The 24,708-nt window shown below is 38.9% G+C and carries 22 protein-coding genes; 8 read left to right on the top strand and 14 right to left on the bottom strand.

The genetic code is table 11. The features are described 5' to 3' along the window. The first annotated feature begins 18 nt into the window (after positions 1–18). Entirely contained in the window at positions 19–234 is a 216-nt protein-coding gene (locus CKV78_RS08625) for a hypothetical protein (protein WP_005763927.1), read from the top strand. Between the two features lie 97 nt (positions 235–331). Here the strand turns inward: CKV78_RS08625 and CKV78_RS08630 are convergent, their stop codons facing one another. Genes CKV78_RS08630 through CKV78_RS08640 form a run of 3 tightly spaced genes read right to left on the bottom strand, consistent with a single transcriptional unit; the run spans position 332 to position 2,341 of the window. After that, entirely contained in the window at positions 332–721 is a 390-nt protein-coding gene (locus CKV78_RS08630; RefSeq protein ID WP_005763929.1) for a RidA family protein, read from the bottom strand. Positions 722–781: 60 nt separating this feature from the next. Next, the gene (locus CKV78_RS08635; RefSeq protein ID WP_005763931.1) at positions 782–1,363 is read right to left on the bottom strand and encodes an aminotransferase class IV family protein; all 582 of its coding nucleotides are present in this window, start codon (positions 1,361–1,363) and stop codon (positions 782–784) included. 3 nt (positions 1,364–1,366) lie between these two features. Further along, a complete protein-coding gene (locus CKV78_RS08640; protein WP_005763933.1) occupies positions 1,367–2,341 on the bottom strand; it encodes an aminodeoxychorismate synthase component I in 975 nt (324 codons plus the stop codon). A 107-nt stretch (positions 2,342–2,448) separates the two neighbouring features. On the opposite strand from CKV78_RS08640, the gene CKV78_RS08645 reads away from it, so the two are divergent. The 3 genes from CKV78_RS08645 (at position 2,449) to CKV78_RS08655 (ending at position 6,025) form a co-directional block, all read left to right on the top strand. Then, positions 2,449–3,015: an anthranilate synthase component II gene (locus CKV78_RS08645; protein ID WP_032855510.1), complete on the top strand. Its 567-nt coding sequence runs from the start codon at positions 2,449–2,451 to the stop codon at positions 3,013–3,015. A gap of 119 nt (positions 3,016–3,134) precedes the next feature. Beyond that, the gene (locus tag CKV78_RS08650) at positions 3,135–3,674 is read left to right on the top strand and encodes a hypothetical protein (RefSeq protein ID WP_005763937.1); all 540 of its coding nucleotides are present in this window, start codon (positions 3,135–3,137) and stop codon (positions 3,672–3,674) included. A gap of 89 nt (positions 3,675–3,763) precedes the next feature. Next, entirely contained in the window at positions 3,764–6,025 is a 2,262-nt protein-coding gene (locus CKV78_RS08655; protein ID WP_095075301.1) for a calcium-binding protein, read from the top strand. 238 nt (positions 6,026–6,263) lie between these two features. Here the strand turns inward: CKV78_RS08655 and CKV78_RS08660 are convergent, their stop codons facing one another. Both CKV78_RS08660 and adhE read right to left on the bottom strand, forming a co-directional pair. After that, positions 6,264–7,274: a YeiH family putative sulfate export transporter gene (locus CKV78_RS08660; protein ID WP_005763943.1), complete on the bottom strand. Its 1,011-nt coding sequence runs from the start codon at positions 7,272–7,274 to the stop codon at positions 6,264–6,266. 174 nt (positions 7,275–7,448) lie between these two features. Beyond that, positions 7,449–10,073, bottom strand: coding sequence for a bifunctional acetaldehyde-CoA/alcohol dehydrogenase (adhE, locus tag CKV78_RS08665; RefSeq protein WP_005763947.1), 2,625 nt, complete (start codon positions 10,071–10,073; stop codon positions 7,449–7,451). Between the two features lie 245 nt (positions 10,074–10,318). Here adhE and CKV78_RS08670 point away from each other — a divergent pair, with 245 nt between their 5' ends. Next, positions 10,319–10,885 carry an acetate uptake transporter gene (locus CKV78_RS08670; protein WP_005763949.1) on the top strand — a complete coding sequence of 189 codons (567 nt, stop codon included), beginning with the start codon at positions 10,319–10,321 and terminating at the stop codon, positions 10,883–10,885. A 99-nt stretch (positions 10,886–10,984) separates the two neighbouring features. On the opposite strand, the gene greB is transcribed toward CKV78_RS08670, so the two are convergent. Next, on the bottom strand, positions 10,985–11,464 hold the full coding sequence (greB, locus tag CKV78_RS08675; RefSeq protein ID WP_032855450.1) for a transcription elongation factor GreB: 480 nt from the start codon (positions 11,462–11,464) through the stop codon (positions 10,985–10,987). Between the two features lie 150 nt (positions 11,465–11,614). On the opposite strand from greB, the gene CKV78_RS08680 reads away from it, so the two are divergent. From CKV78_RS08680 to yqfB, 3 genes are all read left to right on the top strand, one after another. Then, positions 11,615–12,175 (top strand): hypothetical protein, encoded by a 561-nt coding sequence (locus CKV78_RS08680; RefSeq protein ID WP_005763953.1) that lies wholly within the window; start codon positions 11,615–11,617, stop codon positions 12,173–12,175. A gap of 65 nt (positions 12,176–12,240) precedes the next feature. Continuing rightward, complete coding sequence (locus tag CKV78_RS08685; RefSeq protein WP_005763955.1) at positions 12,241–14,556, top strand: Tex family protein; 2,316 nt, start codon at positions 12,241–12,243, stop codon at positions 14,554–14,556. A 10-nt stretch (positions 14,557–14,566) separates the two neighbouring features. Further along, positions 14,567–14,881 carry a N(4)-acetylcytidine aminohydrolase gene (gene yqfB / locus CKV78_RS08690; RefSeq protein ID WP_005763957.1) on the top strand — a complete coding sequence of 105 codons (315 nt, stop codon included), beginning with the start codon at positions 14,567–14,569 and terminating at the stop codon, positions 14,879–14,881. Between the two features lie 314 nt (positions 14,882–15,195). Here yqfB and CKV78_RS08695 read toward each other — a convergent pair whose 3' ends face one another. From CKV78_RS08695 to CKV78_RS08730, 8 genes are all read right to left on the bottom strand, one after another. Beyond that, on the bottom strand, positions 15,196–16,779 hold the full coding sequence (locus tag CKV78_RS08695) for an MFS transporter (RefSeq protein WP_005763958.1): 1,584 nt from the start codon (positions 16,777–16,779) through the stop codon (positions 15,196–15,198). An 83-nt stretch (positions 16,780–16,862) separates the two neighbouring features. Next, entirely contained in the window at positions 16,863–18,758 is a 1,896-nt protein-coding gene (locus tag CKV78_RS08700; protein ID WP_005763960.1) for an amidohydrolase, read from the bottom strand. After that, the gene (locus CKV78_RS08705; protein WP_032855451.1) at positions 18,739–19,020 is read right to left on the bottom strand and encodes a DUF1427 family protein; all 282 of its coding nucleotides are present in this window, start codon (positions 19,018–19,020) and stop codon (positions 18,739–18,741) included. The genes CKV78_RS08700 and CKV78_RS08705 overlap by 20 nt, the downstream gene beginning before the upstream one ends. An 88-nt stretch (positions 19,021–19,108) precedes the next feature. Further along, entirely contained in the window at positions 19,109–19,795 is a 687-nt protein-coding gene (locus CKV78_RS08710) for a hydrolase (RefSeq protein ID WP_032855452.1), read from the bottom strand. Between the two features lie 332 nt (positions 19,796–20,127). Next, positions 20,128–21,636 (bottom strand): glycerol kinase GlpK, encoded by a 1,509-nt coding sequence (gene glpK, locus CKV78_RS08715; protein WP_005763966.1) that lies wholly within the window; start codon positions 21,634–21,636, stop codon positions 20,128–20,130. Between the two features lie 26 nt (positions 21,637–21,662). Then, on the bottom strand, positions 21,663–22,451 hold the full coding sequence (locus tag CKV78_RS08720) for an MIP/aquaporin family protein (protein ID WP_005763968.1): 789 nt from the start codon (positions 22,449–22,451) through the stop codon (positions 21,663–21,665). A gap of 178 nt (positions 22,452–22,629) precedes the next feature. After that, positions 22,630–23,706, bottom strand: a complete 1,077-nt coding sequence (gene glpQ, locus CKV78_RS08725; RefSeq protein WP_005763970.1) for a glycerophosphodiester phosphodiesterase — start codon at positions 23,704–23,706, stop codon at positions 22,630–22,632. 27 nt (positions 23,707–23,733) lie between these two features. After that, a complete protein-coding gene (locus tag CKV78_RS08730; RefSeq protein ID WP_032855453.1) occupies positions 23,734–24,657 on the bottom strand; it encodes a hypothetical protein in 924 nt (307 codons plus the stop codon). Positions 24,658–24,708 lie beyond the last annotated feature (51 nt).

The raw sequence follows: 24,708 nt of genomic DNA on the forward strand, positions 1-24,708 counted from the left end.
TCTCCAAGAGGATGTTGTGTGAAAAGAGATGCCGAGTGGCTTTTTTATTATATATTTTTTGAATATGTCAATTTTTTAAACAAAATTCAATATCTTTGCTTAAAATTTGTGAAAAAAATGTTAATAAGGTCGTCCCCAATTGGATTTTTTAATAAATCCGGACGAAAAAAGGATATAAATAAGGAAAATTTAGTGAAAGAAAAAACAGCTCAAGTAGAAAAATATCAAAAATAAAAAGGCAGTAGCAAACCATCAAAGAAATATGAAAATAACAGGGCAAGCACTTTCGGCTTGCCCCTCTAATTTTGATGTATCAATCAACGAAAATCAATTAACCACGCACAGCAATGGCTTCAATTTCAATACCAACATCTTTTGGTAAACGAGCCACTTCTACACAAGAACGAGCTGGGAAATTTGGATGATCGTTTTCTTTGAAGAAACGCTCATACTCAGCATTCACTGCTGCAAAATCATTTAAGTCCTTCACGAACACCGTAGTTTTCACAATATTTGCTACACTTAAACCTGCTTGTTCAACAATTGCTTTCACGTTTTCTAATGATTGACGTGCTTGCGCCACAATATCCGCTGGCACCTCGCCTGTTTGTGGATTCACTGGAATTTGTCCTGAAGTCAACACCATATTACCTAAATTTACCGCTTGCACATAAGGACCAATTGCTGCGGGTGCATTGTCAGTATGAATCACTTTAGTCATTTTTCATCTCCTTTTATATGATTAGAAAAGTGCTGTTATTGTACGCTCTTGAACGAAAATTTACAGTGGGTTTAACGCATTAATTAAACGAATTTCGTCAAAATTTGCCACATCTTCGAGTAAAATCGTACATTGTTGAATTTTATTCTCGGCTAACAATTTAGCCCGTTGCGTGCCAGCTAACAACGGTGTATCAGAAGTAAACCACTGTTCACCTTGGCGAAAAACCAAATTGCCAATGCTACAATCTGTCACCTTACCTTGCTTGATGATCATAATCTCATCGCAGTCGCCTTTTTGCTGTAATAATTGGTTCAAATCAGTCCGATCAGCATATTTCAATCCGTATTCAATCTCATCACAAATTACGGGCTGAAAAGTGCGGTAAGTTTTTCGTTGATAGGCAAAATACTGCACTTGGTAAGCTTGCTGATTATAATCTACTCGACAACGAATTATCGGTGAATACTGAGCTTGCTCAAGTGCGGTCGAAATTTGAATAATTCTAGCAAGATCGTGAACTTTCGCCACATTTTTGCCATAAAACTTCGCTAGGCTTGTCTCATAACGCTTCTGATGCCAAGCAAGCTGTTGAATCTCACCGTTCACAATGGCAATAGTTTCAAATAAAGGAAATGTCATCGATTATCCTACTGGCACATAGACTTTTTGAATCAACTCTTGGTACTCGTCTTCTAGATCACTGAGAATTGTAATACCACCACCACTGCGGAAGAGATATTTCTTGCCCACTTGCTCAATAAAACGAATTGCCACCGCACTTTGTAGCGACTCACCATCGAAAATGCCAAAAATCCCCGTGTAATAACCACGAGAATGTTGTTCAGCAGCTTGAATAATTTGTACCGTTTTCTCTTTTGGTGCGCCACTAATCGACCCTGCAGGCAATAATGTGGCTAAAATCGTGCCTATACGCGCCTGCCAATTCTCAGTAAGATCACCACGAATCTCTGAACTTGTCTGCAAAATCGCACCTTTTTGTGTATGAATTTTTTCCACATAACGAAAACGAGTCACTTCAACTTTCTCTGCGACTGTTGCCAAATCATTACGCATTAAATCTACAATAGTGTAATGTTCTTGGCGTTCTTTTTCAGAATCTAACAAGCGTTTTTCCGCCTCTGGCAACGCGACATCAATGGTGCCTTTCATCGGGTAAGTATAAATTTGATTATGATGAATATTGACAAAACACTCTGGCGAAAAACACACGAAATGATCACGATAATACAACTTATAAGGTGCGGTAGTTTGTTGAAAAATCTGTGCAAGACTAAAATTAATATGAATTTCAGTAGGATAGGTTAAATTCAACAAATAGGAATTGCCTTTTTGCAACTCTTTTTGCACCAAGTCAAAGCCACGCTGATAATCCACTTTTGCCATTGGAAATTTCTGCAACTCAAAAGGCTTGCAAGGTGTTTCCGCCTGCCAATTCACATTCTGCTGACCTCGAATTTCAAAAAACAACCCAAAGTCAGCCGCTTGCTCTAACGGGCAAATTATCGGTTGTTGCTGTTCAAAATCAATCAGGAAAAAAAACGGTTGGCGTTGTTTACCATATTGATTGGCTTGTTGAATAAAAGAATGAAAACACATAGATTTATCTGTGATTAAAAAATAAGTGGAAGTGTAACGGAAAATCAGACAAAAATCCGCTTTTTCCTTTATACTTTGCTTTCTTCTTAACAGGATATAGTATGGATATGAAACGGCTGCTTATTATTAATAATCAAGATTCTTTTACATATAACTTAGTAGATTTAATTCGTCGATTAACAGTGCCTTTTGAGGTGGTTAATGTGCAAGAATTGGACCTATCTAAGGTAGAGAATTATAGTCATATTCTGATTTCGCCTGGCCCTGACGTACCTCGTGCTTATCCTCAATTATTTGCAATGTTAGCCAAATATTATCAAACTAAGTCGATTTTAGGCGTGTGTTTAGGTCACCAAACCCTGTGTGAATTTTTTGGTGGCGAACTATATAATTTAGATAAAGTACGCCATGGGCGAATTCAGCGTTTGAAAGTGCGGTCAAATTCGCCTTTATTTGAAGGGCTTCCCTTAGAATTTCAAATTGGCTTATACCATTCTTGGGCGATTCGTGAGCAATCTTTCCCAGATTCTCTTACTATCACAGCCCATTGTTCCGAAGAGGTTGTTATGGCATTTCAACACAAATCTCTACCGATTTACGGTGTTCAATTCCACCCTGAATCCTTCATGACAGAATATGGTGAACAACTCTTACGAAATTGGTTAGAAAGCTAAAAAATTTCTCAAAAACAGACTACTCTTTTATAGGTGAATCATTGATTTTATTATTTTAATTTAGTATAAATATTGTTCAATAATGAACATAAATTTTATTTAATAATTAGGATTTAAAAATGAAAACATTTTTAAGTAGTTATTGTGAGTTAAAGTTTACTGAAAAATTTTATTATACCTCAGCTTTTTTTTGGGTCTTACCGATTTTTATTCTTGCTTTTACTTTACCTTCGTATCCAGATACACCATTTTACCTTTCATTAAATAAATATCTGGACCAATTTCTTTTTGGTGATATTTTTGTTCAGTCAAAAAAATTTCCGTTTTCTGCTAAAGTAATAGGAAATTATATGGGATTAACTATTCCTATTGCCAATGTTATTTATATATTATTTTATATTTTATTTGATAAACGGCATGTTGATTCTTTTTTTAAGTGTAATTTGAAAGGCATTTATGTTGTAACAGTATATTTAATACTTATGGCATTTTTTTTATATAACGTTTATGTTCCTCAAGGTGTTAGTTCAGGGTTGAGTGAAAGATATGATAGTTTTAGATTAGGATATGCGATAATTGCATCAGGTATTTATTGTATACTAATATGTTCACCATCTTTCTTTATAATACACTTAATAAATAAATTTGATATCAGTTAATTAGTGAGTTTTAACTTGTAATATAAAAAGATATTAGTTATATAAATAATATTTAATTTAAGATAGTGAATAAAAAATAAGAGTGGTTTATGAGTCATATAGAGCTAAATGAAATTACTTGTATTGCAGCAGATACTCCTAGTGGATGTTTAGATGATTTTGAAGATGCTGATCATGATGATGAAAATGCAAAAAATAATTCTCTAACTAATAGTTTTTCTTCACACAAAGAAACTTCTCAGAAAATAGTTCCAATAACTGATGAAGAGTTTTTAGATGTGTTTGAATATTCTAGTTTGACTTACGATATATTTTCTAATTTTTCTCATGACTCAGCAACTCATTTTGATCATGCTGCTAAAAAAATAGCAGAAGATATAAAAAAAATATCTTCTTTAACACCTGAAGAAGCAAGGAGAATCTTAGAAAGAAATAAGAAATCCATTTATCATAGACTTCAAAAAAAATATAATAACTATCTCGAAAAGGTTGTAGATAAACACAATCTATATGATTTGAATATGCGAAGGGCAACCATTTTAATAGAGATATCTAAATATTTTGGGTTAACGGAGAAAATAATTAGTGGGGGGCAACTCTTACATTATGTAGATATAGCGATCGAAAAAGATGATTGGAAACCACTAGAAGAGTTTCTTGAGCAACTTAGTGCAGGATTTTTAGCTGGTTGGACAGCAAATAGACTTCTGACAAGTTTCCTAACTGCACTTTCACTAACAACTTCTATGCCAATTATTTCGGCTGGAATAATTGCCATTACTGTAGGATATACCTCTTACTATTTTTCGGAAAGAGATAATATAAATTCGATAAAAGAAAAATTTAATGAATTTAAAAATAGCTTATTAAGATATTTTAATGGTGATGACGTTTTTATTTATGATTCAGAACAAAATATAATTACCAATTTATCAAAAACAATACAGTATAATGTTTCTGAAAATACATTATTAGTCAATAAAGATTTGGCTTTAGCAGATGAGTTACCGAATTCTGTAAGGTTAATGGATAAAGCCATTAAAGTTATTGGAAATAGTCAAGATAACTATCTTTATGGAAATGCCCATAATAATATTTTAGAAGGAAAAAATGGTAATGATCACTTATTTGGTGATTTAGGGGATGATCGACTTTTTGGGCAAGAAGGTAATGATTATATAAATGGAGGTATTGGAAATGATTTCCTATATGGCGAAGCTGGAAATGATATTTTAGAGGGTGCAGAAGGAAATGATAGACTGGAAGCTGGATATGGTAATGATCAATTATCTGGTGGTTCTGGTAATGATGTACTTTATGGACAGCAGGGCGACGATACTTTAAATGGTGGTGAAGGTGATGACTTTCTATATGGCGAAGCCGGAAATGATATTTTAGAGGGTGCAGAAGGAAATGATAGATTGGAAGCTGGATATGGTAATGATCAATTATCTGGTGGTTCTGGTAATGATGTACTTTATGGACAGCAGGGCGACGATACTTTAAATGGTGGTGAGGGTGATGACTTTCTATATGGCGAAGCTGGAAATGATATTTTAGAGGGCGCCGAAGGAAATGATAGACTGGAAGCTGGATATGGTAATGATCAATTATCTGGTGGTTCTGGTAATGATGTACTTTATGGACAGCAGGGCGACGATACTTTAAATGGTGGTGAAGGTGATGACTTTCTATATGGCGAAGCCGGAAATGATATTTTAGAGGGTGCAGAAGGAAATGATAGATTGGAAGCTGGATATGGTAATGATCAATTATCTGGTGGTTCTGGTAATGATGTACTTTATGGACAGCAGGGCGACGATACTTTAAATGGTGGTGAGGGTGATGACTTTCTATATGGCGAAGCTGGAAATGATATTTTAGAGGGTGCAGAAGGAAATGATAAGCTTGAAGCAGGGGAGGGGAATGATCAGTTATTTGGTGGTTTAGGTAACGATATGCTTTATGGCGCTACCGGGAATGACACTTATTATTTTAGTAATAACTTTGGTGAGGATGTAATTATTGATAATAATGGTAATGATAGAATCATTTTTGATGATAACATCGATATAAGAAAAATGCTATTAAGTTTAGAACAAGGGGATTTAAAAATTTCTTTCATCGATAAAAATGACAATATAACAGTTAAAGGATGGAAAAATAGATCATTTCAAATAGAAACTATTGAAGCCAGAGATGGCATGAAATTAAATAATCATCAGCTTGATCATTTGATTAATGAAATGGCTGTATTTTTCTCACAAAGTACATCTATTGATGCTCAGTCAGTAACTGAATCTAAACTTATAGAGCTATATTCTAATTTTGGTATCGTTCAAATACCATAGATACATGTACTTAGTGAGTGTCGTCATTATTTATTCTTACACATTAAATTAGGTAAAAGCGGTATATTTAATATTTTACAAAGCATACCGCTTTATTATTTTTTAAATAATTTATCCTATATTCGTGTATTCTTCTTAATTTAGATAATAGGCAATAAGATTATATGAATCGCTAGCCTTTCTAAATATAGTTTACTCAAAGTACAATAAAATAAATTATTCTTTAGTATGGCTGTGTTTACAACAGCTGACTTATTCCCATATTGACAAAAAATCCACCAATTACTAACCAGCATAGTACTAGTGTGCCTAAAATAAGCGGTTTGATACCTGCTTGTTTAATGGCACTAATGTGAGTGGTTAAACCTAGAGCCGTCATCGCCGCGATGAGTAATAGCCCGTCAATTTGTACAATCCACTTTACAATATGAGCAGGAATGAGTGAGAAAGAGTTAATAACTGCCATTAAAATAAATAGAAAGGCAAACCAAGGAATCGTGATTTTATTGCTTTGTGGATTATCACTTTGTTTCGTGAGTAACCAAGAAATAAAGAGTAAAAATGGTGCAAGCATCATTACACGGATCATTTTTGATATAACTGCTGTATCCGCAACGGCTGAACTGATGTTACCGCCTGCTGCATAAACTTGGGCAACTTCGTGTACACTCGAGCCAATATAAATACCAAATTGATGCTCACTTAACCAACTTGCAAGATAAGGATACATTGCTGGATATAAAAACATGGAGATCGTACCGAAAATGACAATTACAGCGACAGAAACTGACACTTGATGTGACTCTGCTTTTGTCACAGGTTGCATTGACATAATCGCGGCCGCACCACAAATACTACAGCCACCTGCAGTTAAATAAACAATTTGTTTATCCATGTTTAAATAACGAAGTCCAAGCCAAACAGTAAGAGCAAAAGTACTGATTAACATAATCGCATCTGTGGCGATAGCATTAACACCTACGGCGCTAATATCTTGAAAGGTTAGGCGGAAACCATACAAAATAATCCCTAAGCGCAATAAAGTGCCTTTTGCGAACATCACACCTTGTGAAGTATGTTGTGAAATTTTGGGGTAAAGCGTATTGCCTAAGAGGATACCAAGTAGAATAGCGATGGTAAGGGCACTGAGTTTTGCATTTATTGCAAATGCACTTTTGGCGAGCATATCAACAATAACAGTCAGTAATGCGACAAAAGCCAATCCAATATACATTGTTTTATTGTTCATTAGAATTTCCTTAGTGGATAAGGCTAGTTGAATAAATGTAATGCAAAAGGATAAAGCGATTTTTGGTGGATGTAAAATTGATTATATCGATATTTTAAGCAAAAATTTTGCAAAAAATAACCGCACTTCTACTGAACTAGCAAAAGTGCGGTTCATTTTTTTATTATTTAGGCATTAATACAACCCTTCCTCATAACCATTGTAAGCATTGGTTAAAATCACTTCCATATCAGCAACCACTGGTAAGCGAGGGTTAGCAGGTGAGCATTGGTCTTCAAATGCGAGTAATGCGATTTGACGACGTGCATCCATCCATTCTTTTTCATCAATGCCTTGCTCTTTGAAAGACATTTTGATACCCACACGTACGGCTAAGTCGTAGCACGCTTTCGCGAAAGATTTCACGCCTTCTTCTGGTGTTGAACAAGGTAAACCTAACATACGTGCGATGTCTTGGTATTTCACATCTGCTTTGTAGTAGTTATATTTCGGCCACGTTGCGGTTTTTTGTGGACGAGTACCGTTATAGCGAATCACATGCGGCATTAATACTGCATTGGTACGGCCGTGAGGTGTGTGGAAACGGCCACCAATTTTGTGGGCAAGTGAGTGATTCATACCTAAGAATGCGTTTGCAAATGCCATACCCGCCATTGTCGAAGCATTGTGCATTTTTTCACGCGACTCAGGATCTTTCTCTTTCACCGAGCGTTCTAAATGTTCAAACACTAATTTAATCGCTTGTAGGGCTAAGCCGTCTGTAAAGTCGTTAGCAAGTACTGACACATAAGCTTCGGTTGCGTGGGTTAATACGTCTAACCCCGTGTCTGCGGCAACGTGTGCAGGCACGCTCATTACGAATGCAGGATCAACAATTGCCACTGTTGGCGTTAATGAATAATCTGCGATTGGGTATTTTTTATCGCCTTCAGTGATTACCGCAAATGGAGTCACTTCAGAACCTGTACCCGATGTGGTTGGAATACCAACAAAGCGCGCTTTACGACCTAATTGTGGGAATTTGAACGCACGTTTACGGATATCCATAAATTTCTGTACTAAATCACGGAAGTCCACTTCTGGTTGTTCATAGAATAACCACATCACTTTTGCAGCATCCATTGCTGAACCACCACCTAATGCAATAATTGTATCTGGTTGGTAATTGCGGATTAACTCAGCACCACGACGAACAGTTTCGATTGATGGGTCTGGCTCAACATCAGCAAATAATTGGTAAGTAACGTGATTGCCACGAGCGGTAATTTGTTTTGCGATTTTTTCGACGAAACCTAAATCCACCATCGTGCGATCGGTCACAATAACCACGCGCTCCATACCTTTCATTGATTGTAAATATTGGATTGAGTCGCGTTCAAAATAGATTTTTGAAGGCACTTTGAACCATTGCATATTATTTCTCCGTCTTCCCACTCGTTTAATATTTAATAAATTGACCGCACTTACGTTATTGCCTACGGAGTTTTTACCGTAAGAACCACAACCAAGGGTGAGAGATGGAAGGAAAGAGTTATACACATCACCGATACCACCGAAAGTTGAAGGTGAATTCCAGATCACACGAATCGCTTTTACACGATCACCATACGCTTTCGCAATAGCTGCATCTTTAGTGTGAATTGCCGCAGAGTGACCTAAACCATGGAAATTCACCATTGCTTCTGAAAGTTCAAAGCCGTTTTCAGTTGAGGTAGATTTTAAAATCGCTAACACAGGTGATAATTTTTCACGTGTTAATGGCTCTTTTTCGCCCACTTCTTTACATTCTGCCGCAAGAATGTTGGTTTTTTCTGGCACTTTAAAGCCAGCTTGTTCAGCAATCCAAGTAGCGGGTTTACCTACTACATTGGCATTTAATTTTGCACCACCGCAGTTTGCACTATTCGCTTTTACGCCAAAAATGAATTCTTCTAACATCGCTTTTTCTTTTTTAGTAACAAAGTAAACACCGTAAGATTTCATTTCTGCCACAAATTCATCGTACACTTCCTGATCAACAATTGCAGCTTGTTCAGACGCACAAATCATCCCGTTATCAAAAGCTTTTGACATCACAATATCATGCGTTGCTTGTTTGATATCAGCCGTTTTTTCAACGTATGCAGGCACATTACCCGCCCCTACACCTAATGCAGGTTTTCCACAAGAATAGGCTGCTTCTACCATTGCATTACCACCTGTTGCAAGAATCGTTGCAATACCTGGGTGTTTCATTAATGCAGCAGTGCCTTCCATTGATGGGTTTTCAATCCATTGGATACAGTTTTTTGGCGCACCAGCCGCAACAGCCGCCTCATAAACAACACGAGCAGCATGAGCAGAACATTGTTGTGCAGAAGGGTGAAAAGCAAAGACGATTGGGTTACGAGTTTTGAGAGAAATGAGGGCTTTGAAAATGGCAGTGGAAGTTGGGTTAGTCGTTGGTGTTATACCGCAAACAACACCGACAGGATCAGCAATTTCAGTGATACCAGTGACATCATCTTCACTGATTACGCCTACTGTCTTCAGATTGCGCATATTATTGACGACATATTCACACGCAAACAGGTTTTTCGTTGCTTTGTCTTCAAACACACCACGACCTGTTTCTTCATAAGCGTGCATTGCTAACACACCGTGTTGATCTAGCGCAGCAACAGAGGCTTTCGCAACGATATAATCTACTTGTTGTTGATCGAGTTGACGAAATTCCTCTAATGCTACTAATCCCTTTTCAACTAGTGCATTCACTTCCGCTTGTGCAGGACTGATATTATTTTCAGCAGTATGACTCATAATAATTTCTCCTAATATTTATAAAAATTAAATTTTTAAACTGAAAAAATTATAGTCATTTATCTACTTAAAAAGTAGTACAATCGAGAAAATCAAGCCTATTTGTGACTTAGATCAACTTTTTTTGAAGTGTATATTTTATATACAATATTTTTGCTTTGCCCTCTTTATTTCTACGCCAAGATAGTGGATACTATCGCACCTTTTCAAAAGGTGATTTTATTAACTCTAAAGGAAACTTTTTTATGTCATCATCAAAAGATAAATACGCAAATCCAGGTCCATTAGGCTTATGTGGTTTTGCTTTAACAACATGGTTACTATGCTTAATTAATGGCGGATTCTTTGATACTGAAAGTCTTGGTATCGTGCTTGGTATGGCATTTGCTTTCGGTGGTACCGCACAAATGGTTGCTGGTATGTTTGAATTCAAAAAAGGTAATACTTTTGGTTTCACTGCATTCATCAGCTATGGTGCATTTTGGTGGTCCTGGGCCTTATTTGTAGTCTTCTTCAAAGGCAACACACCGGCAGCATTCGTTGGTTGGTATTTAGCGGTTTGGGGAACTTTCACATTAATGATGTTCTTAGCATCATTCAGTAAACCACGCGCATTACAAGCAATTTTCTTCTTCTTAACCTTAACGTTCTACGCATTAGCGATCGGTGATGCAACTGGCAACCACAGCATCGTAAACATAGGTGGATACTTAGGTTTAATCACTGCACTGTGTGCATTCTATTTAGCTGCAGCGGAAATGCTAATCGACTCTTATGGTCGTGAAATTTTACCAATCGGGGCTAAAAAATAATTTTCTATACTGGAAAACAAAAGACCGAGCTTCTGGCTTGGTCTTTTTTATAAAAAACTTATCGAAAGAACCATACTCTTTATACTAAAGCAAAAATTGCTACCCTTTTTCATACCAAATTCGATTGACATAAAATATCACAACCCCTGATGGCGTATTGACTTTTATTTCATCATCAACGGCTTTACCAATTAATGCTCGCGCCACAGGTGAATCAATAGAAATCCAGTTCTTAGCTGGATCAAATTCATCACAACCGACAATACGATATTGCTTTTCCTCACCTTCTTCATTTTCTAATGCGACCCACGCCCCAAAAAAGACTTTTCCCTCTTGTTTTGGGTTGTAATCCACAATCTGTAGAACTTCCAAACGCTTCATTAAAAAACGCACACGGCGATCAATCTCACGCAAACGACGTTTACCATAAATATATTCTGCATTTTCACTGCGATCCCCTAATGCTGCCGCATCAGATACTGCTTGAGTCACTTTTGGGCGTTCATCTTTCCATAAAAATTTAAGCTCTTGATCAAGCGCATTCCAACCTGTACGAGTGATGTAATTTGACTTTACCATAATGTCCACCAGCATAAAAAATGATTGTTGTTATTGTACCTCATTACGTACCATCGGGCTAAAAAGTGCTAACTATTTTTTATTTTGTCCATTTATGTATAATGCATATTTCGTGACTGATAAAAATTCAATACACAACAAGGAACTTAAATGAAAAAAATTATTACCTTAACTGCGATATTAGCATTATCGATAACAGCAATTAGTGAGGCAAAAGGCGGTCGTGGTGGCCGTTCATTAGGCCCATCTCGCCCAGTGGCAACTAAGCCTGCGCCAGTGAAACAAACTCAACAACAGCAGCAACAAAATGCCCAACAACCTGATGCGACTTTTAACCAACAAGCAATTAATGCAGCAGCGGCAAAAGCACCAGCAGCGAACCAAGGAAATCGCTTAGCAAGTTTTGCAACCGGTGCAGCAGCAGGTTATTTATTAAGTGAAGTGTTAACCCCAACAGAAGCACACGCACAAACCCCAGCGCAAGCAGATGCAGGCAAAAATTTACAACCATTAACTGCACCAGCAGGTAGCCCTGTAGCAACAACGTTCAAAGCATTTGATATAAACAATCCAGCTCTTGTTGGAATAGTTGGCGAACAAAGCCTATTCTGTTTAAGCGGTGTACTTTATTTAGCAAACAAAAACAGCAACCAAATCTTCGCAGTAACCGATAATCAAGCAAAACCTATCGCTTGTAATGTGGTACATTAATTCCTTATAAAAGCGGGCTTAGCTCGCTTTTATTGTCTTTATATTCTTCTCAGTTTTAAAAAATTATGCTTAATCAACAAATTAGCCAAATTATTGCAACAGAACTTAGCGTTCAACCACAACAAATTCTCGCCGCAATTCAACTTTTAGACAATGGTAACACCATTCCATTTATTGCGCGTTATCGTAAAGAAGTCACTGGTGGCCTAGATGACACCCAACTACGCCACTTTGAAACCCGTTTAATTTATTTGCGTGAGCTTGAAGATCGTCGTCAAACCATTTTGAAATCCATTGAAGAGCAAGGCAAATTAACCGAAGAACTACATAACCAAATTCAGCAAGTCCAAAGCAAAACGGAATTAGAAGATTTATATCTCCCTTACAAACCAAAACGCCGCACTAAAGGGCAAGTTGCGATTGAAGCAGGGCTTGAGCCATTGGCGGATTTACTTTGGAACAGTCCAGAAAATGATCCAGAAACGACCGCTCTTTCTTTCGTTGATAGTGAAAAAGGTGTAGCAGATAGCAAAGCGGCATTAGACGGAGCAAGATACATTTTAATGGAGCGTTTTGCCGAAGATGCGACACTTTTAGCGCAAGTTCGCCGCTATTTACAACAAAGTGCGGTATTAGTTTCAAAAGTTTTAGAAGGCAAAGAGGCTGAGGGTGCAAAATTTCAAGACTATTTTGATCATCAAGAACTCTTTAAAAATGTACCTTCACACCGTGCACTGGCGATGTTCCGTGGACGCAATGAAGGTTTCTTACAATTAAGTTTAAATGCTGATCCTGAACAAGAAGAAAGCGTACGTCAAAGTTACTGTGAAGAAATTATCCGCCAACATTTAGGTGTACGTTTTACAGGACAGCCCGCAGATAAATGGCGTGAACAAGTGATTGCTTGGACGTGGAAAATCAAGGTCGCATTGCACTTAGAAACAGAATTAATGGGCAGCTTGCGCGAAAAAGCGGAAGAAGAAGCCATCGATGTTTTTGCCAGAAATTTAACCGCACTTTTAATGGCTGCACCGGCTGGGGCAAAAAATACAATGGGCTTAGACCCGGGTTTACGTACTGGGGTGAAAGTGGCTGTTGTGGATAATACTGGTAAATTACTGGCAACGGATACGGTTTATCCACATACGGGACAAGTAGAACGCGCTGCGCTGGCGATTTATCAGCTGGGTAAAAAACATAATGTAGAGCTGATTGCGATTGGTAACGGTACGGCTTCTCGTGAAACAGAACGCTTTGCCAAGGACATTATGAAACAATTCACTGACTGGCAAGCGCAAACAGTGGTGGTAAGCGAAGCGGGTGCATCTGTTTATTCCGCCTCTGAATTAGCAGCAGCAGAATTCCCAGAATTAGATGTGTCCTTGCGTGGTGCGGTGTCAATTGCTCGTCGTTTACAAGACCCATTAGCCGAGTTAGTTAAAATCGAACCAAAAGCGATTGGTGTAGGACAATATCAACACGATGTAAACCAAAGCCAATTAGCTCGTAAATTAGATGCTGTGGTAGAAGACTGCGTGAATGCGGTGGGCGTGAATTTAAACACCGCCTCTGTGCCATTATTGGCGCGAGTCGCGGGAATGACCAAAACCCTCGCACAAAATATTGTTGCCTATCGTGATGAAAACGGGCGTTTCGACACGCGTGAGCAACTGAAAAAAGTGCCTCGTTTAGGACCGAAAGCGTTCGAGCAATGTGCAGGGTTTATGCGTATCGCAGAAGGTAAAAACCCACTTGATGCTTCAGGCGTGCATCCAGAAGCCTACCCTGTGGTGGAAAAAATTCTACAAGCCACAGAACAATCTATTCAAGATTTAATGGGCAATGCCAGTGCTGTTCGTCAACTTGATGCGAAAAAATTTATTGATGACCAATTCGGTTTACCAACCGTACAGGATATTTTCAAAGAGCTTGAAAAACCGGGTCGTGACCCGCGTGGTGAATTTAAAACTGCGACCTTTATGGACGGCGTGGAAGAAATCAGCGACTTGAAAGCGGGTATGGTTTTAGAGGGCACCGTGACCAACGTGACTAACTTTGGTGCTTTTGTGGATATCGGTGTACATCAAGACGGTTTAGTGCATATCTCGTCACTTTCTGATAAGTTCGTGGAAGATCCGCACCAAGTGGTGAAAACTGGCGACATTGTGAAAGTGAAAGTGCTTGAAGTGGACGTGCCTCGTAAACGTATTGCCCTAACTATGCGTTTAGAGGAAAGTGCAGTGAAAAACTCCGACAAAACAGACCGCACTTTATCGACAAAATCACGTAGCAACCCTTCCACAAAAGGTCGTGATCGCTCAGCTGGCAACAATGCAATGGGCAATGCTTTTGCTGATGCATTGAAGAATTGGAAGAAGTAAGGAAAATAATATGGATATGAACAAAATCACATTCTTTACTCGCTTTGAACAAGATATTCTAGCCAGTTGTAAAACGATTACCATCCGTGATAAATCAGAATCGTATTTTCAGCCAAATCAAGTGTTGGCGGTTTACACTAACGAGACTGATCGCTTTTTTGCCAACATCAAAGTGCTATCGGTGACACCAATTCATTTTGATAATTTGTCAGAACAACATGCGCAGCAAGAAAACATGACATTATCAGAGTTGCGTCAGGTGATTAAAGATATTTATCCGCAAGATGAGCAGTTTTGGGTGATTGAATTTGAGTTAGTGAAGTAATATCAGATATGAATAAAGTGCGGTCAGAATGTTTAACATTTCTCAGCATTATGTAGCTGTTGCAAAAGACTTATAGCACTAAAAATCTACAATCCTTGTGAGTTTAACGACTGACAAGGATTTTTTATAAGTATAAAACCTTAGTATTATTTGTCAGTTAAACGAAAAATCAAAGAGAGTAAAAATGAGCGATTCGTTGGCAAGGTGACACATAAAATATGTGGATGCCGTCTTATAAATACAGTATGGGGGGGTATTATGGAATAAAAATAGAGCAAGTGACTCAAAGCCTTTGCTCTATTTAATAGTTGTGATTAATGCGTTTTCTGCGCACCGACAAAATGCTTCACTTTCGGTTTATCGCCTTGGTGGAAAGCATTGACTTCTGCTTGTAAATCAGCATCTGCTTGAGAAACTCGATGGTGCTGGCGTAAATGCTCAGCCCAACTTTCCACAAAGAACCATTCGATAAAATGATTTGGTTTTTCCACATCTTCCAATACGCCCCACGCATAAGCGCCATCTTTACGGCGTTGTTCAGCAAATTGGTGTAACTTGCTTAAGAAAGCCGATTGGTTTTCTGGGTTGATTTGGTATTCCACCTGAATCATGACTGGTGAGCGATCAAGTGCCACATCGGAATGGGTATGCGGTTGCTCCCAATGGTTCGACGGGTTGAGATCATCTTCGCCCTGTGGCAATTTTTTGCGGTATGCCAACGCATTAGCAATGACTAAGGCAACACCCGCTACCACTAAGGTGCTTGGTAAGCCGATGTATTGTGCCACCGCTCCCCAGCTTAAACTACCCAACGTCATTGCACCATTGAAGACGGTTAAATAAATCGCTAAAGAGCGACCACGTACCCAGTTAGGTAAAATGGATTGTGCAACACTGTTTAACGTGGTGAGGGCAGTAATCCAGGCGAAACCAAGTAAGCAAAGAGCAGGAATTGCTGTCCATTTTGGTGGTGAGAGTGCTAAAAAGCCCATCACAATGGCACTGAGAATAGCTGCACTGAGTAAAAGTTGGTCGGAATTTAGGCGTCTTCTTAAACGTGGTAATAAAACTGCGCCGATAATCGCTCCCACGCCAACAGCAGCTAATAAAATGCCGTAAAAACCTGCAGTGCCTTCTAATAATTGGCGAGCGACTAAAGGCAATAACGCCCATACCGCACTGGCAAATAGGAAGAAGAAAATCGCTCTAAATAAGATGATATGCAATGCTTTGCTTGAATGGGCGTAACGCAAGCCTGCACGAAATGCCCCTGTGAAATTCTCTGCCAGTTCGTCCGTTTCTTTTTTCGCACGTTTCCACCAGATCAAGGCAGCAATCACGAAAGCGTAGCTGATTACATCAATACCATAGGCAAACGAAGCACCAAGTTGGGCTAAGACGACACCGCCAATAGCTGGCCCGATGGCACGAGAAATGTTGATGCCTAATGAATTGAGTGCAACGGCATTTTTTAAATCAGCACGAGAAACCAATTCCGGCACAATGGCTTGCCAAGTAGGTGCCATTAAGGCAGCACCAACGCCACCGATAAAGGTGAATAACACTAAGGTAGTGACGGATTGCAAACCTGTGGCAGAAAGGAACATTAAGCTTGCGCTACTAAATGCGAGGATAAATTGAATGCCAATAAGGAATTTGCGTCTATCTAAAATATCCGCCATCACGCCCGCAGGAATGGCGAGTAGAAAAATCGGTAAGGTGGTCGCTGCTTGAATAAGGGAAACTGCAGCAGGTGATGCAGAAAGATCGGTAATTAACCAGCCACTTGCTACATCTCGAATAAAGCTCCCCACATTACCCAAGACGGTGGCAATCCATAACACTAAGAAGAGCTTTTGTTTTAGCGGTGCAAAACCGCTTTGTTCTGATACGCTCATTTTATCTCCAAAACAAGCGGTCGGAATTGGGGGAGAATTTGCACGCTGTATTTAAAATTCCCCCAAAACCGACCGCACTTAACTTATACCATCCAACAAGAACAGCCTAATGCACCGAAGAAACTTTTTAAGTCTGAACTTGGAATAGATGATCCCCAAGCTTTTGCGTGATCATGTCCATGTAATCCGCAAGAGCTTGCACAACCACAGCTAGCAATGGCTTGTTGGCGAATTGGTGAAAGTGAGTTTTTACCTGCACCTTCAGGATCGCCCCAAGCCGCAAAGCCTTTAAATTTGCGAGTTGGTGACCAATCTGGCATCGCTGGCGGAAGTGGATTGTCGTCTAAAGAAGCAAAGTCGCCATCACCAAACACAATACGTCCACCCACAACGGTTAAATGTGAGGTTAAGAAAGAAATCTCATCTTCTGGAACAGTGAAGTAATCTTTACTTGGTACGATGAAATCAGCAAATTGCCCCACTTCAATACGTCCACGTTTGCCTTCTTCATTGGAGAACCAAGCGACGTTTTCCGTCCACATACGCAGAGCGGTTTCACGATCAAGTAAGTTGCGTTGTGGATATAAACGAGTGCCACCCACGGTTTTACCTGTAGTAAGCCAAGAGAGTGATACCCAAGGGTTATAGGAAGCTACACGTGTTGCATCTGTCCCTGCTGATGTTTTCACACCGCTTTCCAAAATGCGTTTGACTGGTGGTGTTGCTTCTGCGGCAACCGCGCCATAACGCTCCACAAAATATTCCCCTTGATATGCCATACGATGTTGTACGGCAACGCCACCGCCTAATTCAGCAATACGGTCAATGGATTTTTGTGAAATGGTTTCCGCATGGTCAAAGAACCAGTTAATCCCTTGCAGTGGAATATCCTTATTCACTTTCTCAAACACATCTAAGGCACGAGAAATGGTTTCATCGTAAGTGGCATGTAAACGCCAAGGCCATTTGTTTTCGGCAAGAATACGCACCACTTCTTCCAAATCGCCTTCCATTTCAGGCGGCATATCTGGGCGTGGTTGACGGAAGTCTTCAAAGTCTGCCGCTGAGAACACCAACATTTCCCCCGCACCATTGTGACGGAAATAGTCTGTACCTTGCTTATATTTCACCGAAGATGTCCAACGTAAGAAGTCTTCTTTCTCTTCTTTTGGCTTTTGCGTAAATAAGTTATAGGCAATACGCACCGTGAGCTGATTTTCATCCGATAATTTTTGAATGACTTCATAATCATCAGGATAGTTTTGGAAACCACCGCCCGCATCAATCACGCCCGTTACGCCCAAGCGGTTAAGTTCACGCATAAAATGGCGAGTAGAATTAAGCTGATACTCAAACGGTAATTTTGGTCCTTTAGCAAGGGTTGAATATAAAATCATCGCATTCGGTTTAGCCAATAATAAGCCCGTTGGATTGCCCTTGCTATCACGCAGAATTTCACCGCCCACAGGATTTGGCGTATCTTTGGTATAACCCACCGCTCTTAATGCTGCACCATTTAATAGTGCACGATCATAAAGGTGCAAAATAAAGACTGGCGTATCTGGTGCAATAGCGTTGATTTCTTGAATAGTTGGCAGGCGTTTTTCTACGAATTGATGTTCCGTAAAACCACCGACCACACGCACCCATTGCGGAGCAGGCGTAATATCCACTTGCGCTTTGAGCATTGCCATTGCATCAGCAAGGCTACGCACGCCGTCCCAACGTAATTCTAAGTTGTAATTCAAACCACCACGAATAATGTGGGTATGGTTATCAAATAAGCCTGGCAGAACACCCTTGCCTTTCAGGTCGATACAACGTGTTTTTTCAGTGGCAAGTGGCATCACTTCCGCATCGCTACCCACTGCTAAAAATTTGCCGTCTTTGATCGCAACCGCTTGAGCAACAGGTTGTGCACGATTAAGCGTAGTGATTTTTCCGTTATAGAAAATGAGATCAGGAATTTGTGCTGTCATTCTTTTCTCCTTTTATGTGTAATGAATGTTTACCCGGTAATTGACCCAGAACATGCTCCGTTGTTTGAGTAGCGTGGCAGGCATTCACGAAATCATTGCCTTTAAAAAGCTGTTTTGCGACGGGGATCATTTGCTCGCCGAGTAAAATTCCGAGCAGCCCGACTAATGCCACGATGGGTGGTGCAGGAGAGCGAACATCTAAAGCATAATAGATGACGCCAACTAAGACACCCACACCAAATGTGAGAAGATAAAGTTTCATTCGATCACCTATAAAACAAGCGGCGTGATTTTGACAAATTTTTGCAAAATCACACCGCACTTTATTAAGCGTTAAATTTTAAGCGATATTATTTCGCAGGGTTTGGACCGATACGCTCACCATGTTCAACACGCTCAGGTGCTTTGTGAACCATTGTATAAGCATAGTCAACACCCATACCGTAAGCACCTGAATGCTCTTTCACGATATCAAGCACTGCATCATAGGTATCTTTCTTAGCCCAGTCACGTTGCCACTCAAGTAACACTTGTTGCCAAGTTACAGGAATAATGCCTGCTTGAGTCATGCGATCCATCGCATATTTGTGTGCTTCTACTGAAGTACCACCTGATGCATCTGCAACCATATAGATTTCATAGTCGCCTTCTAAAGCTGCACATAAAGCGAAACTTAAGTTACACACTTCTGTCCATAAACCCGCAACGATTACTTTTTTACGGCCATTTGCGGCTAACGCATCACGCACGTTTTGATCATCCCAAGAGTTCATTGAAGTACGCTCAAGGATTTTGTGATCAGGGAATACCGCTAATAATTCTGGGTAAGTGTGACCAGAGAAACCTTCAGTTTCAACAGTAGTAATTGTTGTTGGAATATTAAATACTTTTGCTGATTTTGCTAATGCAACCACATTATTTTTTAAAGTTTGGCGGTCGATTGATTGAACACCAAATGCCATTTGTGGTTGGTGATCAATAAAAATAAGTTGGCTGTTTTCTGGGGTTAAAACTTCAAGAAATTTACGATTTGACATAGTCATTCTCCATTAAAAATAAAAATACTTTATCTGTAACAAATCGGCCGACTTGTTGGAAACAATTATAATTATTACTGAATGATGAATAAATATATATTTTATTGATTATTTATTTAATATTAAGAAATAATTTAAAGGCCATCCTGTTAAATTATCTTTATTTTTTACCGATTAAGTAGTTGAAACCAATCAAAATAAGTACCCTTAACCTTACTTTTTTCAGGATTAAGGGTATCAATATTTTACTATGGCGAAGATGGTATTTCGGTCTTTATAATTACCACATAATACTGAAATATCAACCGCTCTTTTTACTTATTTAATCAGAGTTAATCTTCATCTTTCTCCCATTCTAATGCTCGTTTAACTGCTTTTTTCCATCCTTTATAACGACGATTACGTTTTACTTCATCAACATCTGGAATAAAGGTTTTCTCAATAGCTGCCTTATCACGTAATTCGTCAAGATCTTTCCAGAACCCCGTCGCTAGCCCTGCAAGATAAGCTGCACCTAATGCTGTCACCTCTTTAATTTTTGGTCTTTCTACTTTAGTTGCTAAAATATCTGCTTGGAATTGCATCAAGAAGTTATTTGCTGTCGCGCCACCATCAACACGTAATGTACTTAATGTTTCACCTGAATCAGATTGCATTGCTTCTAATACATCACGAGTCTGATAGGCAATGGATTCTAATGTTGCCCTCACAATATGGTTGCGATTTGCTCCTCGAGAAAGCCCTAAAATAGCACCTCGTGCATAAGGATCCCAATATGGTGCACCCAATCCAGTAAAGGCTGGCACGACATAAACACCATTACAATCTGGCACTTTAGTCGCAAAATATTCGGAATCATAACTATCGTGGACAATTTTAAGTTCATCACGTAACCACTGGATAGATGCTCCACCCATAAAAATAGAGCCTTCAAGAGCATACGCAGGTCCACCTTTTGCATTACAAGCAATTGTCGTTAATAAACCATTTTTTGACTGTACAGCTTTATCACCAGTATGCATCAACATAAAACAGCCTGTACCGTACGTATTTTTCGCTTGCCCAGGGGTAACACAGAGATGACCATAAAGAGCAGCTTGTTGATCTCCAGCAATACCTGCTACAGGAATACGTACACCGCCTTTTCCACCAATATTCGTTTGTCCATAAATTTCTGAAGAATTACGTACCTCTGGCAACATTGAACGTGGTATATCCAAAATCTCCAACATTTTCTCATCCCATTGTAGAGTGCGGATATTAAACAACATTGTACGAGAGGCATTAGTATAATCTGTTACGTGCACACGTCCCTGCGTTAATTTCCACACTAACCACGTATCCACGGTACCAAACAATAATTCACCACGCTCAGCTTTTTCTCTTGCACCTTCTACATTATCTAAAATCCACTTGACCTTAGTACCTGAAAAATAAGGATCCACCACCAAGCCCGTGGTTTTTCTGATATAGTCTTCGTATCCATCTTCTTTTAATTTATCGGTAATATCCGTAGTACGGCGGCATTGCCATACAATAGCGTTGTAAACAGGTTTTCCTGTTTCTTTTTCCCAGACAATTGTAGTTTCACGTTGGTTAGTTATACCAATCGCTACAATTTGATCAGATGTAATACCTGCTTTCGCTACCACTTCATTTAATGTTGAACTTTGGGTTGCCCAGATTTCCATCGGATTATGTTCGACCCACCCAGCCTGTGGATAAATTTGCGTAAATTCACGTTGAGCAATTTCAACAACATTAGCATCGTGATCAAGTAGTACTGCTCTTGAACTAGTTGTGCCTTGGTCTAAAGCAATAATGTATTTTTTCTCTGTCATAATCTGTCCTTTTTAATCAACGTGAATTATTTACAATTACAAGGTAAGTTTTTACCCACAAATTTGGTATAAATCCAACCACCAAAAAGAGCTCCTACTACAGGAGCAATAATTGGGATTAATACGTAAGGGATTTCTCGTCCACCAGTCATCGCAAGCTCACCCCAACCAGCCATACTTGCGAAAAGTTTTGGCCCAAAATCACGAGCAGGGTTCATAGCAAAACCTGTTAAAGGCCCCATTGCACCACCAATGACTGCAATAAGAATTCCGATTAATAAAGGTGCAAGAGGTCCTCGTGGTAATCCATTGCCATCATCTGTAAGGGCTAGAATTAATGCCATTAAAACAGCAGTGATCACCAATTCAACTAAAAAGGCTTGAAAAACACTGATACTTGGATGTGGATAAGTAGAGAATGTCCCAGCTAAAGATAAGCTTTCAGGGGTACCACGAACAATATTTTGTGTAGTTTCTAAATCAATAAATAAATTGTAATAAAGAAAATACACTAAAGCGGCGGCAAAAAACGCACCTGCAACTTGTGACACAATATATGGCAGGACTTTTTTGCCATCAAAACAAGCAAATTTCCACAACGCAATAGTGACGGCAGGGTTTAAATGTGCGCCAGATAAGCCTGCAGAAGCATAAACAGCTAATGCTACACCCATTCCCCACATAATACTAATTTCCCATTGTCCAAAATTTGCACCTGCAACTTTCAAGGCTGCGACACATCCTACACCAAAGAAAATCAGAAGTGCTGTGCCAAAAAATTCACCAATACAAGCGGCTTTGAGTGATTTGTCCATATGAATTCTCCTAAAAGGATAATGTAGAAAGATAAATGCGAATTGAAATACTGATTAGTTTATTTTTTACTCATAATAAAAGCGGTCATTTTTAACAATAAAAAACACTGTAAAAATTGACCGCTCTTTCGTACCTCCTGTAACATTTAAATACTGCTTTTGCTACCTTTAATCACGATTATTTATGTTTCTTCAAAAACTCCACGCCAGTATCAGGGAAGTCGGTGAACACGCCTGTTGCACCTGCTTTATTTAATAATGCATCGTACATTTGATTCACGTCTGTGAAGAATTCAGGTAATGCATCTTTACGCACTGTGTACGGATGAAGTTCCATTTTGTAGTTAGCAAGTTCTTTCACTAATGGGGTGTAAACAATGTTGCCCACTTTTGATTTTTCTTTATCAACTAACATATACCAACCTGGACCAACGCCATCAGCATATTTAGCCACCTCAGCCATTGCGCCTGGTTTGAACATCCAATCGTAATCGTAGTTCACCCATTTGCCTTGTGCATTTTTCTCTTCAGTTTCGTGCCAATCGGTATATGCCACTAACTGAACAAGTTTAATGTCCATGCCCATTTTTGGCAGTAATTCTGTTTTAATGCGTTTTAACTCATTGAAGTCGAAGGTTTGTAGGTAAACCATATCGTCTTTGGTGTCATAACCGTATTGTTTCAACACTTTTAATGTTGCAGTTGCAATGTCTTTGCCTTCTTGGTGATGTAACCAAGGTGCTTTGATTTCTGGGTAGATACCAATTTTTTTACCAGTAGATTTTTCTAAACCTTGGATAAATTCGATTTCTTCTTCAAAAGTATGGATACGGAAATGTGATTTCCAAAGTGGGAAACGGTTTGGATACACTTGGACTTGTTTGCCGTTTTCCATTTTGAAGTTTTCGGTCATTTCAAGGCTTTGAATTTCTTTTAATGTGAAGTCAACTACATAGTAACGACCATCTTTTCTTGCTCGATTTGGGAATTTTTTTGCCACATCAGTTAAGCCATCTAAGAAGTGATCGTGAATGACAATTAAGCGATTATCTTTGGTCATCGCTAAATCTTGTTCTAAATAATCGGCTTTTTGACCAAATGCTAATGCTTTAGATTCAAGAGTATGCTCAGGTAAATAGCCACTTGCACCACGGTGAGCAATAATTAATTTGTCACTACTACTCATCATAGTTTGGCTCGAACAAGCCGCTAATGTTGAAACCGCAATTGCGGTAGCGATTGCTTTTAATTTCATAGATAGGTCCTCTTGTTAATCAAGTTATTATTTTTCACATCTTGGTTTCATATCGTAGAAATAAAGCTCATTAATTTCACGATCATAACCAGGATAGAAGCCTTTTGGCATACCTAAAACAATTTGTTTGCCACGGTTGGAATGGATAATCATTTGTTTAGTCATTGGATTAACTACTAATCCTTCAATTTCACCATAATCTTTTACATCATCTAAGGTGCGTTCTAAGACAACACGCCCCTCATTATGTTTATCTGAAATCTCGACGCGATATAAATGATCATGTTCTTTTTCATCTGCTGTACCGTCATCAGCTGTGAGGTATAATTTCCCTTCATACGCAAATACCCCTTGAATCCATTGTGGGACAGGTTGTAAATGTACTTTGCGTTTATATTTACCAGTTTCAAGATCATATTCGTATAAATATCGACCGCTCTCTTCACCAACCCAAGATGCCATCCAAATACTTTTATTCACAGTATCTACTGTAATCCCTGACACTTCTACCTGACCTGAATCGGGATTAAAGTCAAACGCACGTTTTAATGCGAGTGTATCTGCATCATGAATTGCAATTTGGATATTAGTACCTACACCATCGGCAAACCATTCAGATGAGACATACAATTCATTGTTGTAAATATCAATATCTCCGATGTGATTAGCTTCTTTTTGATAACCGACGAAAGGGGTTTTATTTTCATAAAGCAATTTACCATTCATATCGTATTTAGCGAGAGTAGTGCTACCAGACACATAAAGGTGTTTACCATCGGTTGTGATACCTTGTCGACCATTTACTTCCATTACTTTATTTAACGTATATTCATATTGAGGTAATGCTGTTTTATGTGGAAGCTGGCAAGAATCGATTGCTTGTACTGTTTGAGTTAAACCAAGTGTGAGAGTTAGGATAGATAAAGAAAATGTGAATTTGCTTAACGTCATAAAGTAAGTCTCCTTCAAAATATCCATTGATTGAAAAGTTTGTTAAACAAA

The sequence above is a fragment of the Pasteurella dagmatis genome, assembly GCF_900186835.1.
Taxonomy (GTDB): Bacteria; Pseudomonadota; Gammaproteobacteria; order Enterobacterales; family Pasteurellaceae; genus Pasteurella; species Pasteurella dagmatis.